Genomic DNA, 14,916 nt, shown 5'->3' on the forward strand with positions numbered 1-14,916 from the left:
TTTTCAGAGGTTTTCGATGATTTTGCTGTAGGCGTTGAGCGTCTCGTCGCGCTGGTCGTGCATCAGGTACAGCGAGAACTGGTCGACGCCGAGCTCCTTGAGCTCCCGCAACCGCTCGATGTGCGCCGACTCGGGGCCGACCAGGCAGAAGCGGTCGACGATCCCGTCGGGCACGAAGTCGGTCGACGGGTTGCCTGCCTTGCCGTGGTGGGCGTAGTCGTAGTCCTTGCGGCCCTTGATGTAGTCGGTCAGCTCCCGTGGCACCGGCCCGGAATCCCCGTAGCGCTCCACCAGGTCCGCCACGTGGTTGCCGACCATGCCGCCGAACCACCGCAACTGGTCCCGTTGGTGCGCCACGTCGTCGCCGACATAGGCCGGGGCCGCGACGCACATGGTGATCTCGGACGGATCCCGCCCCGCCGCCACCGCCGCTTCCCGCACCGCGCCGATCGTCCACCGGGTGATGGCCGGGTCGGCGGTCTGCAGGATGAACCCGTCGGCCTGCTCACCGACCAGTCGCAGCGCTTTCGGGCCGTACGCGGCCATCCACATGCCGAGCTTGCCCGCACGCACCCAGGGGATGCGCACGGGCGTGCCGTGGTGCTCGACCTCGCGGCCCTCGGCGAGCTCCTTGATCACGTGCATCGCGTCGCGCAGTGTCGCCAGCGTCGCCGGTTTCTGGCCGATCACCCGCCTGGCCGAGTCGCCGCGGCCGATCCCGCACACCGTCCGGTTGCCGAACATGTCGTTCAACGTCGCGAACAACGACGCCGTCACCGACCAGTCGCGTGTGGACGGATTGGTCACCATCGGGCCGACGGTCAGGTGCTGCGTCGCGGCCAGGATCTGCGAGTAGATCACGAACGGCTCCTGCCACAGCACCACCGAGTCGAACGTCCACCCGTAGGTGAAGCCCCGCTCGTCGGCGGCCTTCATCAGCCGCACGACCTCCGTCGCGGGCGGATCGGTCTGCAGTACGACGCCGATGTCCATCCAGAACTCCTAGTTCAGGTACTGGCACAGGTCACGGGACAGGAACTGGCCGTGCCCGGCCGAGCCGTGGAACGCGTTGCCCGCCACGACAACCCGGCCACGGGACAGCACGGTGTCCACCTTGCCAGTGATCTCCATGCCCTCGTACGCCGAGTAGTCGACGTTCATGTGGTGTGTCTCCACCGACAACGTCTGCTTCGCCGCCGGGTCGTACACCACGATGTCCGCGTCCGAGCCGGGGGAAATCGTTCCCTTGCGCGGGTACAGGCCGAACATCCGGGCAGGTGTCGTCGACGTGATCTCGACCCACCGGGCCAGCGAGAGCTCCCCGGCGACCACCCCTTGGTGCAGCAGGTCCATCCGGTGCTCGACACCGGGGATCCCGTTGGGGATCTTGGAGAAGTCGCCGCGGCCGAGCTCCTTCTGCTCGTTGAAGCAGAACGGGCAGTGGTCGGTCGACACCACCGAGAGGTCGTTGGTGCGCAACCCGTTCCACAGCGACGCCTGGTGCTCCTTGGGGCGCAGCGGGGGAGAGGCCACGTACTTCGATCCTTCGAAGCCCGGCTTCGCCAAGTCCTCGATGGACAGGTACAGGTACTGCGGGCATGTCTCGGCGAACACGTTCTGGCCCGTATTGCGTGCGTTCGCCACGGCTTCGAGCGCTTCGGCGGCCGACAGGTGCACGATGTACAGCGGTGCGCCGGTGACCTTGGCCAGCGTGATCGCGCGTGACGTCGCCTCGCCCTCCAGCGCCGAGGGACGCGTCAGCCCGTGCTGGACCGGGTCGGTCCTGCCTTCCCGCAACGCCTGCGCCACGAGCTCGTCGATCGCGATGCCGTTCTCGGCGTGCATCATGATCAGGCCGCCGGTGTTCTCGGCGCGCTGCATCGCCCGCAGGATCTCGCCGTCGGTCGCGTAGAACACGCCCGGGTAGGCCATGAACATCTTGAAGCTGTTCACACCCTGGTCGATGCAGGTCTGCATCTCCTTGAGCGACGTGTCGTTGACGTCCGACACGATCATGTGGAACCCGTAGTCGATCGCGCAGTTGCCGTCGGCCTTGCTGTGCCACTTGTCCAGAGTGGACTGCAAGGTGGTTCCCTTCGCCTGCACGGCGAAGTCGATGATCGTGGTCGTGCCGCCCCACGCGGCCGCGGTCGTGCCGGTCTCGAACGTGTCGTTGGACGACGTCCCGCCGAACGGCATCTCCATGTGCGTGTGCGCGTCGATCCCGCCCGGCAGCACGTACTTGCCGGTCGCGTCGATCACCTTGCCGGCCTGCCACTCGATGCCCGGCGCCGACAGCGCGGCGACCGTCTCACCGTCGACGAGGACGTCGGCGAGCACCGCGCCCGTCGCGCTGAGCACGGTCCCGCCCTTGATCAGGGTCCGCATCAGGGCTTCACCAGGCCCTCGTAGGTGTCCGGCCTGCGGTCGCGGTAGAACTGCCACAGGTCACGGACCTCGGCGAGCCGGTCCATGTCCAGATCCCGGACGACCACTTCCTCCTCGGTGTCCGACGCCGCCTCCCCGACGAGCTGCCCGCGCGGGTCCACGAAGTAAGACTGGCCGTAGAAGTCGTTGTCACCCAGCGGTTCCACACCGACACGGTTGATCGTGCCGACGTAGTACTCGTTGGCCACAGCCGCCGCCGGCTGTTCGAGGCGCCACAGGTACTCCGACAGGCCGCGGCTGGTCGCCGACGGGTTGAACACGATCTGCGCGCCCGCCAGGCCCAGCGCCCGCCAGCCCTCGGGGAAGTGCCGCTCGTAGCAGATGTACACGCCGATCCGGCCGACCGCGGTGTCGAACACCGGGTAGCCGAGGTTGCCGGGCCGGAAGTAGAACTTCTCCCAGAAGCCCTTCACCTGCGGGATGTGGTTCTTGCGGTGCATGCCGAGGTACGTGCCGTCGGCGTCGATCACCGCGGCGGTGTTGAAGTAGACGCCGGGCTGCTCCTCCTCGTACATCGGTACGACGAGCACGACTCCGTGGTTGCGCGCGACCTCCTGCATCAGCTTGGTGGTCGGGCCGTCGGGGATCCGCTCGGTGTAGGAGTAGTAGTCCGCGTCCTGCACCTGGCAGAAGTACGGGCCGTAGAAAAGCTCCTGCAGGCAGACCACCTGCGCGCCCTGCGAGGCCGCGGTCGCGATGTGGTCCACCGCGGCCGCGATCATCGACTCCTTGTCACCCGTCCACCGCTGCTGGACCAACCCGGCTCGAACGATCTGCGGCACTTGCGTCCTCCTCGATGTCCTTGGTGTGCTGCGTGGAACTCCATGAAAGCACCAGATAGACCACATAGCCGACGACGGCGCCGACGATCCAGCTGTAGTCGTAGAGCGGTTTGAGGAACGGGATCAGGCCGTCCGCGGGGAACGGCCCGCCGTACGCGCCACCGACGGCCAGCACACCGGCGAGCAGCGTCGCGAACACCGCGCGCCAGTTCCAGCCGCCGTTGAACCAGTACGCGCCTTCACCGTCCTTGTACAGGTCCGCCAGGTTCAACCGCGTCTTGGCCAGCGTCCAGTAACCCGCGACGAACACACCGGCGATCGCGGCGAGCAGCCCGCCGTAGAAGCCCAGCCAGGCGAAGATGTAGATGCCCGGGTCGGAGATCAGCCGCCACGGCTGGATCAGGACGCCGATCACGCCGGTGATCAGGCCGCCCATCGCGAACGTGATCTTCTTCGGGAACGCGTTGGAGAAGTCGTACGACGGACTGACCACATTGGCCGCGAGGTTGGCCGACACGGTCGCCAGAACCAGCGCGATCAACGCGATGACGACGAGAACGGGGCTGTCGAACCGGCTCGCCAGCTTCGCCGGGTCCCAGATCGCCTCGCCGTAGAGCGACATCGCGCCGGACGTGGTCAGGATGGCCACGATCGCGATGAACGACATCGTCGTCGGCAGGCCGAGGATCTGGCCGGTGACCTGCTTTTTCTGGCTGCCGCCGAACCGGGTGAAGTCCGGCATGTTCAGCGACAGCGTCGACCAGAACGCGATCATCCCCATCAGCGCCGGCGCGAACACCTGCCAGAAGTCGCTGCCCCAGCCCAGCTTGGACGGCTCCGAGAGGATCGGGCCGAACCCGCCCGCCTTGATCACCACGTACGCCAGCAGGATCAGGAACCCGACCGACACCAGCGGCGCGGTCCAGTTCTCGAACCGGCGGATCGCCTCCATGCCCCGCCAGATGATCAGCATCTGCGCGACCCAGAACAGCGCGAAGCACAGCCACAGGGTCCACGGCTGGCCGCCGACCTGCCCGGCGTTGATCCAGCCGCCGCCCGCGAGCTTGCCGACGATGACGAACAGCGCCTCACCGCCGACCCAGGTCTGGATGCCGAACCACGCGCACGCGATGAACGCCCGCAGCAGCGCAGCGAGGTTCGCGCCGCGCACCCCGTAGAAGGCGCGGGCGAACACGGGGAACGGGATGCCGTACTTGGTCCCCGAATGGCTGTTGAGCAGCATCGGGATCAGCACGATCAGGTTGCCGAGCGTGATCGTCAGGAAGGCCTGCACCCAGTCCATGCCGAGCGCGATCAGCGAGGCCGCGAGCGTGTAGCTGGGGATGTTGTGGGCCATGCCCATCCACAGCGCGAAGTAGTTGTACGTCGACCAGTGCCTCTTCTCGACGGGCACGGGCGCGAGTTCCGGGTTGTAGAAGCGGCTGGCCGCGATGCCTGACGAATCGATCAGGTCCACGCGGCCGTCGGGATGGGTTAAGTGGGGCGATCCGGCCATCAAGTCCCTCCCCGCGTCGGCGGTATCCGGGCATCTCATCGTGGTCGCTTTGACGGCGGCAGAGGCACTGTGTGCGCCGTTGGACCATACGCTGAACAGTATGTATGTTGCGTTCTGATCTTTCGACCGCTGCGTCATCAGCCACCCTTATGGGCAGAACCGTCTCGGTTGTCCTGATCAGCCTGGTTACGTTGAGGCCCGCCGTATCCCAAACCCTGCATCGTGAAGGAGATACCGGCATGTCCCACCACTTACCCAGTGCGTCCCGGGCCGCTGTGGTGACGGTCGCGTTGATGGCGATCGCCACCCTGTCCGGCACCGCGGACGCCGCCCCGGTCCCGGCCACCGCCACGGCCTCGGACCTCGCTCCTGAAGTGCTCACCGCCCTGCAACGCGACACGGGACTCAACCCCGACGCCGCCAGGGCCCGGCTCGCCGCGGACAAGACCGCGAGCGACACCGGGAGCACGCTGCGCAAGCGCATGCCGTCCACTTTCGGCGGTGCGTGGATCAACGAGGGCAAGCTCGTCGTCGGGGTCACCGACACCAAGTCCGCCGACGCCGTGCGCGCGGCAGGCGGGCAGGCACGCCTGGTCTGGCGTACCGAAGGACAGCTGGACGCGGTCAAGTCCAAGCTGGACGCCAACGCCACCGCGGCGCCGAAGACGGTGCCCGGCTGGTTCGTCGACCCGGCGAGCAACAGCGTTGTCGTCAAGTCCCGGCCGTCGGACTTCCGCGCGGCGTACAGCTTCGCGGCGGCCAGCGGCGCGGACATGACGGCTGTGCGCGTCGAGGCGAGCGAGGAGTCGCCGCGGCCGTTGATCGACGTCATCGGCGGGAACGCGTACTACATCGGGAGCGGAACCCGGTGTTCGGTCGGCTTCTCGGTGAACGGCGGATTCGTGACCGCCGGGCACTGCGGGACGACGGGGGCCTCGACCACCCAGCCGAGCGGCACGTTCCGCGGCTCGAGCTTCCCCGGCAACGACTACGCGTGGGTCCAGGTCGCGGCAGGCAACACGCCGCGTGGCCTGGTGAACAACTACTCGAACGGCACGGTGGCTGTCGCGGGATCGCAAGACGCCGCCATCGGCGCGACTGTCTGCCGGTCCGGTTCGACGACCGGGTGGCACTGCGGCACGATCCGTGCCCGCAACTCCTCGGTGAGCTATCCGCAGGGGACGGTGTCGGGTCTGATCCAGACCAACGTGTGCGCGGAACCCGGTGACTCCGGCGGCTCCCTGCTGGCCGGCAGCCAGGCACAGGGCGTGACGTCGGGTGGATCGGGCAACTGCAGCTCCGGCGGGACGACGTACTTCCAGCCGGTGAACGAGATCCTGCAGACGTACGGGTTGACGCTGGTGACCGGCGGTGGCGGGCCTGGACCCGGCACCTGCCAGAACCCGCAGAACACCTACAACGGTTCGCTCACGTCCAACCAGAGCGCCTACCAGCCCAACGGTGGGTCGTACACCTCCAACGCCTCGGGTGCGCACGTCGGGTGCCTGAACGCGCCCGCGGGTACGGACTTCGACCTGTACCTGGAGAAGCGCAACGGTTCGACCTGGACTGTCGTCGCCAAGTCGGACAGCCCGCAGAACGTGGAGAACATCAACTACAACGGCACCGCGGGCACCTATCGGTACCGCGTGCACGCGTACAGCGGCTCTGGCTCGTACACGCTGGGCGTTTCCAAGCCTTAGTGAGTGAGGGGGAATGGCAGGCCTCCGCGTCCCCTGCGCGCGGGGGCCTGTTCCCATTCCGGCTCAGGACTTCGTGGTCACCAGCGGAAGATGTCGCTGCTGTCGGAGGCCGCCACGCACGGGTTGGAGTACACCGCTTTGAACTCCACGCGCTTGCCCTTGTAGGTACCGGTCGCGCGGGCGGTGACCGGGTTGAACTCCATGGTGCAGATCTTGGGTTCGGTGTTGGTCGGCAGCTTCTTGAAGTCGCCGCCCACCTTCGCGAGTTCCCCGCAGGACTGCTCCCTGCGCGGGTGCGTTCCCGCAGTGGTCTCCGGGTACTGGTCACAGCCGAGGGTCCTGGTGCTCGGGATGATCAGCATGTTCTGGTCCTGCACCGTCAGCGTGAGCGTCGGCATCGAGGGGATTGCCGCTGACGCCGGTGCGATCAACAGCGCGGTTGCCAGTGCGGAGACACAGGCACCGACGGCAAGGGGTTTGAGGGAAGACTGCATACCTCGACTATCGACCCGCCGGGCATGACTCTGTGTTACTCGGTCGGGTGATGTGCCTGCACGTCCAGGGTCAATAGCGCCACGTAGAGCGACAGCATCGATTCAGGATCCTCCAGCGACACCCCGAGGACCTGCTCGATCCGCGAAAGTTGCTGGTAGTACGCGGTTCTGGACATGTGCGCCGCCGTGGCCGCCGCCGACTTGTTCCCGCCCTGTTCGCAGTAGTGCCGCAGGGTGTCCACCAGGCGGCTGCCGTGCGCCGCGTCGCGGGCGAGCAGCGGGCCCAGTTCACGGTCGGTGAAGGCCGATACGCGTTCGTCGTTGGCCAGCAGGTGAAGCAGGCCGCGCAGGCGTACGTCCTCGAGCCGGTGGTACAGCCGATCCGAAGTGGATTTCCAGGCCGCGTCGGCGACATGGGCCGCTTCGATGAGCGTCCGGCGTGCGCTCGTGATCCGTTCGACCGTCGTGCCGACGGCGATCACGACCGGCACCATGCGCGGGGTCGCGCCGACCGCGTGGTGCACCTCCTTGGTGAGCTTGCGCAGGACGTTGGCGATCTCGGCTTGTGGCGGCAGGGAAAGCAACGCGTGCACGCTCGTGTCGTCGACGACTCCCACCAACGCCGCTGTCTGCGTGCGCCGGGCCGCCAGCGCTGTGGCCTCCGCGAGGTCCCGCAGAACTTCCTGGGTTGCCATGGCGGGTGCCGGGTTCACGCTGGTCCGCGGCCGAACCGCGACTCCCACGAGTCGCCGGTGCTCCAAGGGGACGCCCAACGCCGCCGCTCGTGCGTTGATGTCGGCGCCCGGTGTGGACAGCATCTCCGTCAACAGTGTCCGGTGCGCGTGCCGTTCCAGGCTTTCGCGGTCACGCGCGACCAACCGGTGCACGGCCAGAGCCGACGCGGCCCGTTCGGCGACCACGACCTGCCGGTGCTGCGGCTCTTTCGGACACAGCAGGACGAGCCTGCCCCAGTCGTTGCCGCGTGCGCCGACCACCGTCACCAGCCAGCCCGAGTCGGCGTCGTAACTGGTCCGGTCGGTCACGTGGACCGTGCGTGAGCGGCGCGCCCAATCACGCAGCAGTTCCGTCGGGTTCCCGCCGGCGGTGTCGTACGCCAGCACGTCGTGCGACAGCGTTTCCAGCACGACGGGAAGGCCCGCGGTCCGTGCGACCTCGCGCAGCACTTCCGCTGGTTCCGCGCCCGCGACCGTCAACGCCGTGAACGTCTCGTGCACCTGCTCGGCCGCTCGCAGCTCCGCGACCTGGGCGTCCACGATCAGCCCGACGACGGCCTCGGTCACGGTCACGAACCGGGTCTCCTCGGACAACGTCACCAACGGCACGCCACGGTGTTCCGCCGCCGCCACGAAGGCCGGTGGGAGTCTGTCGCTCCAATGCCGCAGCAGCTCGACCACGATGCCCGCGACACCCACGTCGGCCAGCTCTTCGACGTACCTGGTCAGCCCGTCGGGTTCGTCGGGCAGCGCGATGCCGGTGGTGAGCACGAGCTCGTCGCCGCGCAGCAGATGCGCCAAATCGGCCACCTCGGCGACGTGCACCCAGCGGACACGCCGGTCCAACGCGCCGTGCGCGGCCACGACTCGAGGCTTGCCCTCCCTGATCACGGGCAGGGCGAGCACTTCGGCAACCGTCGGGTACACGAACACAATGTAAGGCGTGCTCGTGATTTCCGGTACAGGTTGTCCGTAGAGGGTGAGCCGGTTCGCCAGGACACTCGACACAGGGAAACCCGCGGATCCTGGAGGCTTGTGGTGCCCGAACACGCGTCCGAACACGACCTGCTGCAACGCCACCGAGCGGTGCTGCCGAAGTGGCTCTCGCTGTACTACGCGGACCCGATCGAGATCGTCAGCGGGCAGGGGCGCCGCGTCGTCGACTCGCAGGGCAGGGAGTACCTCGACTTCTTCGCCGGCATCCTGACCAACGCCATCGGCTACGACATCCCCGAGATCAGCGACGCGGTGCGGGCCCAGGTCGACTCGGGCGTGCTGCACACGTCCACGCTGTACCTGATCCGCAAACAGGTCGAACTGGCCGAGAAGATCGCGGAGCTGTCGGGCATCCCGGACGCCAAGGTCTTCTTCACCAACTCGGGCACCGAGGCCAACGAGGCCGCGCTGCTGCTGGCCACCCAGTACCGCAGCTCCAACCAGGTGCTCGCGCTGCGCAACTCCTACCACGGCAGGACTTTCGCCGCGATGGGCATCACGGGCAACCGCGGCTGGTCGGCCAGCTCGCTGTCGCCGGTGAAGGTCAGCTACGTGCACGGCGGCCACCGGCTGCGCGGGCCGTTCGCCGCGTACTCCGACGCCGACTACATCGCGGCGTGCGTCGAGGACCTGCGTGAGGTCATCGAGGTGACCACGTCCGGTGACGTCGCCTGCATGATCGCCGAGCCGATCCAGGGCGTCGGCGGGTTCACCGTCCCACCGGACGGCCTGTTCGGCGCGATGAAGGAAGTGCTGGACGAGTACGGCATCCTGTTGGTCTCCGACGAGGTGCAGACCGGGTGGGGCCGCACGGGCGAGCACTTCTGGGGTATCCAGGCACACGGTGTCGTGCCGGACGCGATGACGTTCGCCAAGGGGCTGGGCAACGGTCTGGCGATCGGCGGGATCGTGGCGCGCGGGGACCTGATGGACTGCCTGACCGCCAACTCGATCTCCACGTTCGGCGGCAACCCGATCTCCACCGCGGGCGCCAAGGCGGCCCTCGACTACCTGCTGGACAAGGACTTGCAGGCGAACGCGGCCAAGCTGGGCAGCATGCTGATCAACGGGCTGCGGGACGTCTCCGGTGAGCACCCGGTGGTCGCCGACGTGCGCGGCAAGGGCCTGATGATCGGCATCGAGCTGGTCGGGCCGGACGGCCGCTCACCGAGCCCGGCCGCCGCCAGCCGGTTGCTGGAGGAGACCAAGTCACGCGGGCTGCTGGTCGGCAAGGGCGGACTGCGCAACAACGTCGTCAGGCTGGCGCCGCCGCTGACGCTGACCGAGGACGAGGCCGAGGAGGGCCTCGCCATCCTGACCGAGTCGATCGCGACCGTGGACAAGGAGAACAAGGCGTGACCGGGCGGATCACCCACTGGATCAACGGCAAGCCGTGGGACGGTGTGGCCGAGCGGACGGGCGAGGTCTACGATCCGGCGACCGGCAAGGTCAGCGGGCGCGTCGACTTCGCGTCGCAGTCCGAAGTGGACTCGGCGGTGGCCGCGGCGGCTGCTGCGTTCCCCGCGTGGCGCGACGCGTCACTGGCCAAGCGCTCCAATGTGTTGTTCAAGTTCCGCGAACTGCTCGCGGCACGCAAGGACGACCTCGCCGCGATCGTGACGGCCGAGCACGGCAAGGTGCTCGACGACGCCGCGGGCGAGGTGCAGCGCGCGCTGGAGGCGGTCGAGTTCGCCTGCGGCATCCCGCACCTGCTCAAGGGCGGCTTCAGCGAGAACGTGTCCACGAAGGTGGACGTGTACTCCATCCAGCAGCCGCTCGGTGTCGTCGCGGTGATCTCGCCGTTCAACTTCCCGGCGATGGTGCCGTTGTGGTTCATCCCGAACGCGATCGCCTGCGGCAACGCGGTTGTGCTGAAACCGTCCGAGAAGGACCCTTCGGCGGCGGTGTTCATCGCGGAACTGTGGGCCGAGGCCGGCCTGCCCGACGGTGTGCTGAACGTGCTGCACGGCGACAAGGTCGCGGTCGACGGCCTGCTGGAACACCGCACGGTGAAAGCCGTCTCCTTCGTGGGCTCGACGCCGATCGCCCGGTACGTCTACGAGACCGGGACGAAGCACGGCAAGCGCGTGCAGGCGTTGGGCGGGGCCAAGAACCACATGGTCGTCCTGCCGGACGCGGACCTGGATCTGGCCGCGGACGCCGCGGTGTCGGCCGGGTTCGGCTCGGCGGGGGAGCGGTGCATGGCCATCTCGGTCGTGGTCGCCGTCGACCCGATCGGTGACGAACTGGTCGAGAAGATCTCGTCCCGGATGGCAGGACTGCATATCGGTGACGGCAGGCGCACGGGGTGCGAGATGGGGCCGCTGGTGACCCGCGCGCACCGCGACCGCGTCGAGTCCTATGTGGAGGCGGGGGTGGCGTCGGGCGCCACACTGGCTGTCGACGGGCGCGGGCACCCGGTCGACGGGGCGGCCGAGGGGTTCTGGCTCGGCCCGACCCTGTTCGACAACGTCGGCACGGACATGTCGATCTACACCGACGAGATCTTCGGGCCGGTGCTGTCGGTGATGCGCGCGCGGTCCTACGACGAGGCGCTGGAACTGGTGAACAGCAACCCGTACGGCAACGGCACCGCGATCTTCACCAACGACGGCGGTGCGGCGCGGCGGTTCCAGAACGAGGTCGAAGTCGGCATGGTCGGCGTGAACGTGCCGATCCCGGTGCCGGTCGGCTACTACTCGTTCGGCGGGTGGAAGGACTCGCTGTTCGGTGACACGCACGCGTACGGCACGCACGGGATCCACTTCTTCACCCGGTCCAAAGTGGTCACGAACAGGTGGCTCGACCCGTCGCACGGCGGCGTGAACCTGGGCTTCCCCAGGAACATCTGAGACGATCCGGCCAGTTGCGTGGTCAGTGACAACGTCGCTGACCACGCGCGCCTCAGGTGAGCCGGATCGGGTTGACGATGTCGGCCGTGACCGTCAGCGCGACGAACAACCCACCGACCACAACCAACGCCATGGTCACGTTCGCGAGACGCGTGTAGTCCACCGGCCCGAGCGCGGGACGCCCGCGCAAACCCCGGATCTTGTCGCGGACCTTCTCGTACCACGTGACCGCGATGTGGCCGCCGTCCATGGGCAGCAACGGCAACAGGTTGAACACGCCGAGGAAGAAGTTCAGCCCGGCCAGCAACAGGAAGAACACCGACCACAGCCCGGCCTCGGCGGCCTCACCACCGAGACGGCTCGCGCCGACGACGCTGACCGGCGAGTTGTGCTCCCGCTCACCGCCGAACACGGCGCTCACCAAACCCGGAATCCGTTGCGGCATCTCGATCAACCGCTCGAACGTCTGCGCGAACATCTGCCCGGTGTACGCGGCGGTGGCGCCGACAGCGTCGATCGGGCCGTACTGGAAAGCCGTCTGCACAGAAGCGCCGATGACCCCGATCTCCCCGACACCCTCCCGGTGCACGCGGGGAATTGTCACCTGGAACGTCAGCACCTCGTCGCCCCGCCGGACCCCGACCGGCGTCGGCCCGGCCTGCGCGCGAACGACCCCGACCATCTCCTGCCACGTCGGCGTCGGCTTGCCCGCGACGGACACGATCTCGTCACCAGGGCGGATCCCGGCAGCGGCAGCCGCGCCACCGTCGGTCGACCCGAGCACCGGCTTGCTCGCGGTGTTGGGCAGCCCGAGGCTCACCGCCATCACGAACAGGATGAGGAAGCCGAGCAGGAAGTGGGTGAGTGGGCCCGCGGCCATCACGGCGGTCCGCTGCCAGGTCTTGAAGTTCCACATCGGGCGCTCTTCGCGGACGTTCTCGTCGAGCGTGGTCATGCCCGAGATGTCGCAGAAACCACCGATGGGCACGGCCTTGAGCCCGTACTCGACACCCCGGCGGCGGAACGAGAACACCGTCGGCCCCATCCCGACGAAGAACCGCCGCACCTTCATCCCGAAGGCGCGCGCGGTGAGCATGTGCCCAGCCTCGTGCAGGGCCAGTGAAAGACACACGCACAGCGCGAACAGCACGATCCCGGCGATGTATGCGACCACGCCAGGACTGTCCCAGGTCAGGGGTGAAGCGCGCGTTCAGCCGACGGAGTTGCCGATTGGTACGACTCGGCGTGTCGGCGCGGCTGTCCGGTCCCGGTCTGATAAGAATCTTCGCTGTTGATCATTGCGAGAAAGGCTACTGTGTTGCGCGTTGTTTGTTGTCGGTCGGTTTGTGCCGGTGGAAATGGTGGGGAAAACGGTGGTGAGAACGGCACGGATGGCTGACGTTCGGCCTTTCTAGCGTGTCAGGGAAGAGATACTCGCGGCCAGTGCCCTTAGGGCGTGGGTATCTTTTCCTTTCAGTTCGAGCCGTATGCCGGCCCGGTGTAGTATCGGCAGGTCGAACGCCTCGAAGAAGTATATTCTGCGCCCATCGGTCGTGATCAGTTGCTGGTTCTTGAAAGTTTCCTCGTAACCGTCGAAGCCGATGGGTTCATCGTAGGCGTCACAGCCGTGTGGCAGGACGACGCGATAGCTGACGTAGCTGACATTCTGTTGGATGAACTTGAACGCGAAATCGTCGGATACGGCTTTCGTCATCAGGGGCGCGCACTTTCTCGGCCAGTCCATCACGACGAGGAACCGGACCTCGCTGCCGACCTTCGGCGGTGTGGCCATGTGGATGATGACATCGTGCTTCCCGTCGCACAGGTAGGAGTGCGTCACCTGCATGCTCGTTCCGAGCATGTTCCCGACGTGCAGGTTGCGGACGGCGATCCGCACTCTGCGACGGAAGCGGTGCGGCTGATCCCATCCGCAGCCGAACACCAGCCGGATCAGCTGGAGATCGGACCGAAGCACCCGAGCCCGGAAGGTGACCACTTCGCGGGTGTCGCCTTGCGCGTTCTCGATGTACGCGATCTGCTCCCACGACAGCACCTGGTACATCGGGTGCAGCTCGTCGATGAACTTGGCGTAGCGGGAGACAAGGCTCTTGTGCAGTGACAGTTCGCTACGCAGTGACCGGAACCTTGGCAGCATGCTTCGACCCTCCTGAGAGCCCCAAAGCATGTCCGTTCCGCTGATGCAGACCTACCCGACAGCAAAATGGTATCTCGTTCTCGCTGCCGTTGTGCGAATTAGTGCATTCGAGTCATCGATCCGATTGGCCCGCCCGCCCGGCGAACGCGTCCACCTGGCGGGATGGACGCGTGCCTTGGCTCGTCAGCTGGTGACGATCTTGTCGATCACGGTTTTCGCGTCGTTGATCGGGATGGAGAAGCCGATGCCGACGCTGCCCGCGCGTCCGTCCGGAGTGGACACGGGGGAGTAGATGGCCGAGTTGATCCCGATCACCTGACCGGCGGAGTTCACGAGCGGTCCGCCGGAGTTGCCCTGGTTGATCGACGCGTCGGTCTGGATGGCCTTGTAGGTGGTCTGTTCACCGCGGCTGTTGCCGGCGTACGGGTTGCCGCCGCCTTCGTCCTCGGAGACGTTCACGTCGCGGTTCAGCGCGCTGACGATGCCGGTGGTCACCGTTCCCTGCAGGCCGCCCGGTGAGCCGATCGCCACCACCTGGTCGCCGACCTTCACCGCGCTCGAGTCGCCCAGTGCCGCCGGGGTCAGGCCGCTCGCATCGTCCAGTTGCAGCACCGCCAGGTCGCTCGCCACGTCCGTGCCCACCACCTTCGCGGTGAACTTGCGGCCGTCGTTGAGTGTCACGCTCACCTGCGACGCGCCCGTCACCACGTGGTTGTTGGTCAGGATCCGCCCGTCCGCTGTCAGGATCACGCCTGAGCCCAGGCCCTGCTGGTTTCCTGACCGGACGTTCACCTGCACCACGCTCGGCAGGACCTTGTCCGCGATCGCGCTGACGTCGGTGGCTTTGTTGTTCCCGACGTTCTGGGAGATCGGGGTCGACGCCGGGACCGTGCCGCCCGTGTCGTTCCCGCCGATCAGGCCGCCGGTCACCCCACCGACCAGTCCCGCGGCCACCACGGCGGCCACTGACAGCGCCACCGCGCCCCGGCGTGCCCTGCCAGGCTTACCCGGCCTGCCTGGTCCGGCCAGCGCCGGCGGGACCGGCCCGCCCGTGGGTGGTAGGCCGCCGCCGTACATGGGCGGGGGAGGTGTCGCCGCCGGGTACTGGGCCGGGCCGTAACCGTAGGGGTGCTGCTGCTGGGGCTCCTGCGTCGCTGTCATGCCACCAACTGTGCTGCGCCCGCATGAGAACACCCTGAGGATCGCTATTGAGTAATCCAAGAAAGGTTAGGGTTT

The 14,916-nt window shown here is 67.3% G+C and carries 12 protein-coding genes; 3 read left to right on the plus strand and 9 right to left on the minus strand.

What is annotated here, in order from left to right; all coding sequences use genetic code 11:
• Positions 1-3: 3 nt before the first annotated feature.
• Genes AOZ06_RS15060 through AOZ06_RS15075 form a run of 4 tightly spaced genes read right to left on the minus strand, consistent with a single transcriptional unit; the run spans position 4 to position 4,746 of the window.
• Positions 4-993, minus strand: coding sequence for a TIGR03842 family LLM class F420-dependent oxidoreductase (locus AOZ06_RS15060; protein ID WP_054289967.1), 990 nt, complete (start codon positions 991-993; stop codon positions 4-6).
• A gap of 9 nt (positions 994-1,002) precedes the next feature.
• On the minus strand, positions 1,003-2,388 hold the full coding sequence (gene hydA / locus AOZ06_RS15065) for a dihydropyrimidinase (RefSeq protein WP_054289968.1): 1,386 nt from the start codon (positions 2,386-2,388) through the stop codon (positions 1,003-1,005).
• A complete protein-coding gene (locus AOZ06_RS15070) occupies positions 2,388-3,230 on the minus strand; it encodes a nitrilase-related carbon-nitrogen hydrolase (RefSeq protein WP_157233026.1) in 843 nt (280 codons plus the stop codon). The genes hydA and AOZ06_RS15070 overlap by 1 nt, the downstream gene beginning before the upstream one ends.
• Entirely contained in the window at positions 3,181-4,746 is a 1,566-nt protein-coding gene (locus AOZ06_RS15075; RefSeq protein ID WP_054289969.1) for an NCS1 family nucleobase:cation symporter-1, read from the minus strand. The genes AOZ06_RS15070 and AOZ06_RS15075 overlap by 50 nt, the downstream gene beginning before the upstream one ends.
• Before the next feature lie 239 nt (positions 4,747-4,985).
• Between AOZ06_RS15075 and AOZ06_RS15080 the strand changes: the two genes are divergently transcribed.
• A complete protein-coding gene (locus AOZ06_RS15080; protein WP_054289970.1) occupies positions 4,986-6,449 on the plus strand; it encodes a S1 family peptidase in 1,464 nt (487 codons plus the stop codon).
• A 77-nt stretch (positions 6,450-6,526) separates the two neighbouring features.
• On the opposite strand, the gene AOZ06_RS15085 is transcribed toward AOZ06_RS15080, so the two are convergent.
• Complete coding sequence (locus AOZ06_RS15085) at positions 6,527-6,943, minus strand: SSI family serine proteinase inhibitor (protein WP_054289971.1); 417 nt, start codon at positions 6,941-6,943, stop codon at positions 6,527-6,529.
• 35 nt (positions 6,944-6,978) lie between these two features.
• Positions 6,979-8,604, minus strand: a complete 1,626-nt coding sequence (locus AOZ06_RS15090) for a PucR family transcriptional regulator (RefSeq protein ID WP_054296661.1) — start codon at positions 8,602-8,604, stop codon at positions 6,979-6,981.
• A gap of 111 nt (positions 8,605-8,715) precedes the next feature.
• On the opposite strand from AOZ06_RS15090, the gene AOZ06_RS15095 reads away from it, so the two are divergent.
• Positions 8,716-10,032, plus strand: coding sequence for an aspartate aminotransferase family protein (locus AOZ06_RS15095; RefSeq protein ID WP_054296662.1), 1,317 nt, complete (start codon positions 8,716-8,718; stop codon positions 10,030-10,032).
• Positions 10,029-11,525: a CoA-acylating methylmalonate-semialdehyde dehydrogenase gene (locus tag AOZ06_RS15100; RefSeq protein WP_054289972.1), complete on the plus strand. Its 1,497-nt coding sequence runs from the start codon at positions 10,029-10,031 to the stop codon at positions 11,523-11,525. Before AOZ06_RS15095 ends, AOZ06_RS15100 begins: the two co-directional genes overlap by 4 nt.
• 52 nt (positions 11,526-11,577) lie before the next feature.
• Here the strand turns inward: AOZ06_RS15100 and AOZ06_RS15105 are convergent, their stop codons facing one another.
• The 3 genes from AOZ06_RS15105 to AOZ06_RS15115 all read right to left on the minus strand — a co-directional run bounded on the left by AOZ06_RS15105 (position 11,578) and on the right by AOZ06_RS15115 (position 14,841).
• Entirely contained in the window at positions 11,578-12,699 is a 1,122-nt protein-coding gene (locus AOZ06_RS15105; protein WP_054289973.1) for a M50 family metallopeptidase, read from the minus strand.
• 237 nt (positions 12,700-12,936) lie between these two features.
• Positions 12,937-13,680 carry a hypothetical protein gene (locus tag AOZ06_RS15110; protein WP_054289974.1) on the minus strand — a complete coding sequence of 248 codons (744 nt, stop codon included), beginning with the start codon at positions 13,678-13,680 and terminating at the stop codon, positions 12,937-12,939.
• 183 nt (positions 13,681-13,863) lie between these two features.
• Positions 13,864-14,841, minus strand: a complete 978-nt coding sequence (locus tag AOZ06_RS15115; protein WP_083471699.1) for a S1C family serine protease — start codon at positions 14,839-14,841, stop codon at positions 13,864-13,866.
• Between the last annotated feature and the right edge of the window lie 75 nt (positions 14,842-14,916).

The sequence above is a fragment of the Kibdelosporangium phytohabitans genome (genome assembly GCF_001302585.1).
In the GTDB taxonomy this organism is placed as follows: Bacteria; Actinomycetota; Actinomycetes; order Mycobacteriales; family Pseudonocardiaceae; genus Kibdelosporangium; species Kibdelosporangium phytohabitans.

Bases quoted from the DNA above. Each gene is read 5' to 3' on its own strand.
- AOZ06_RS15060 (WP_054289967.1), bottom strand. From the start codon at position 993: ATGGACATCGGCGTCGTACTGCAGACCGATCCGCCCGCGACGGAGGTC.
- AOZ06_RS15085 (WP_054289971.1), bottom strand. From the start codon at position 6,943: ATGCAGTCTTCCCTCAAACCCCTTGCCGTCGGTGCCTGTGTCTCCGCA.
- hydA (WP_054289968.1), bottom strand. From the start codon at position 2,388: ATGCGGACCCTGATCAAGGGCGGGACCGTGCTCAGCGCGACGGGCGCG.
- AOZ06_RS15080 (WP_054289970.1), top strand. From the start codon at position 4,986: ATGTCCCACCACTTACCCAGTGCGTCCCGGGCCGCTGTGGTGACGGTC.
- AOZ06_RS15110 (WP_054289974.1), bottom strand. From the start codon at position 13,680: ATGCTGCCAAGGTTCCGGTCACTGCGTAGCGAACTGTCACTGCACAAG.
- AOZ06_RS15075 (WP_054289969.1), bottom strand. From the start codon at position 4,746: ATGGCCGGATCGCCCCACTTAACCCATCCCGACGGCCGCGTGGACCTG.
- AOZ06_RS15115 (WP_083471699.1), bottom strand. From the start codon at position 14,841: ATGACAGCGACGCAGGAGCCCCAGCAGCAGCACCCCTACGGTTACGGC.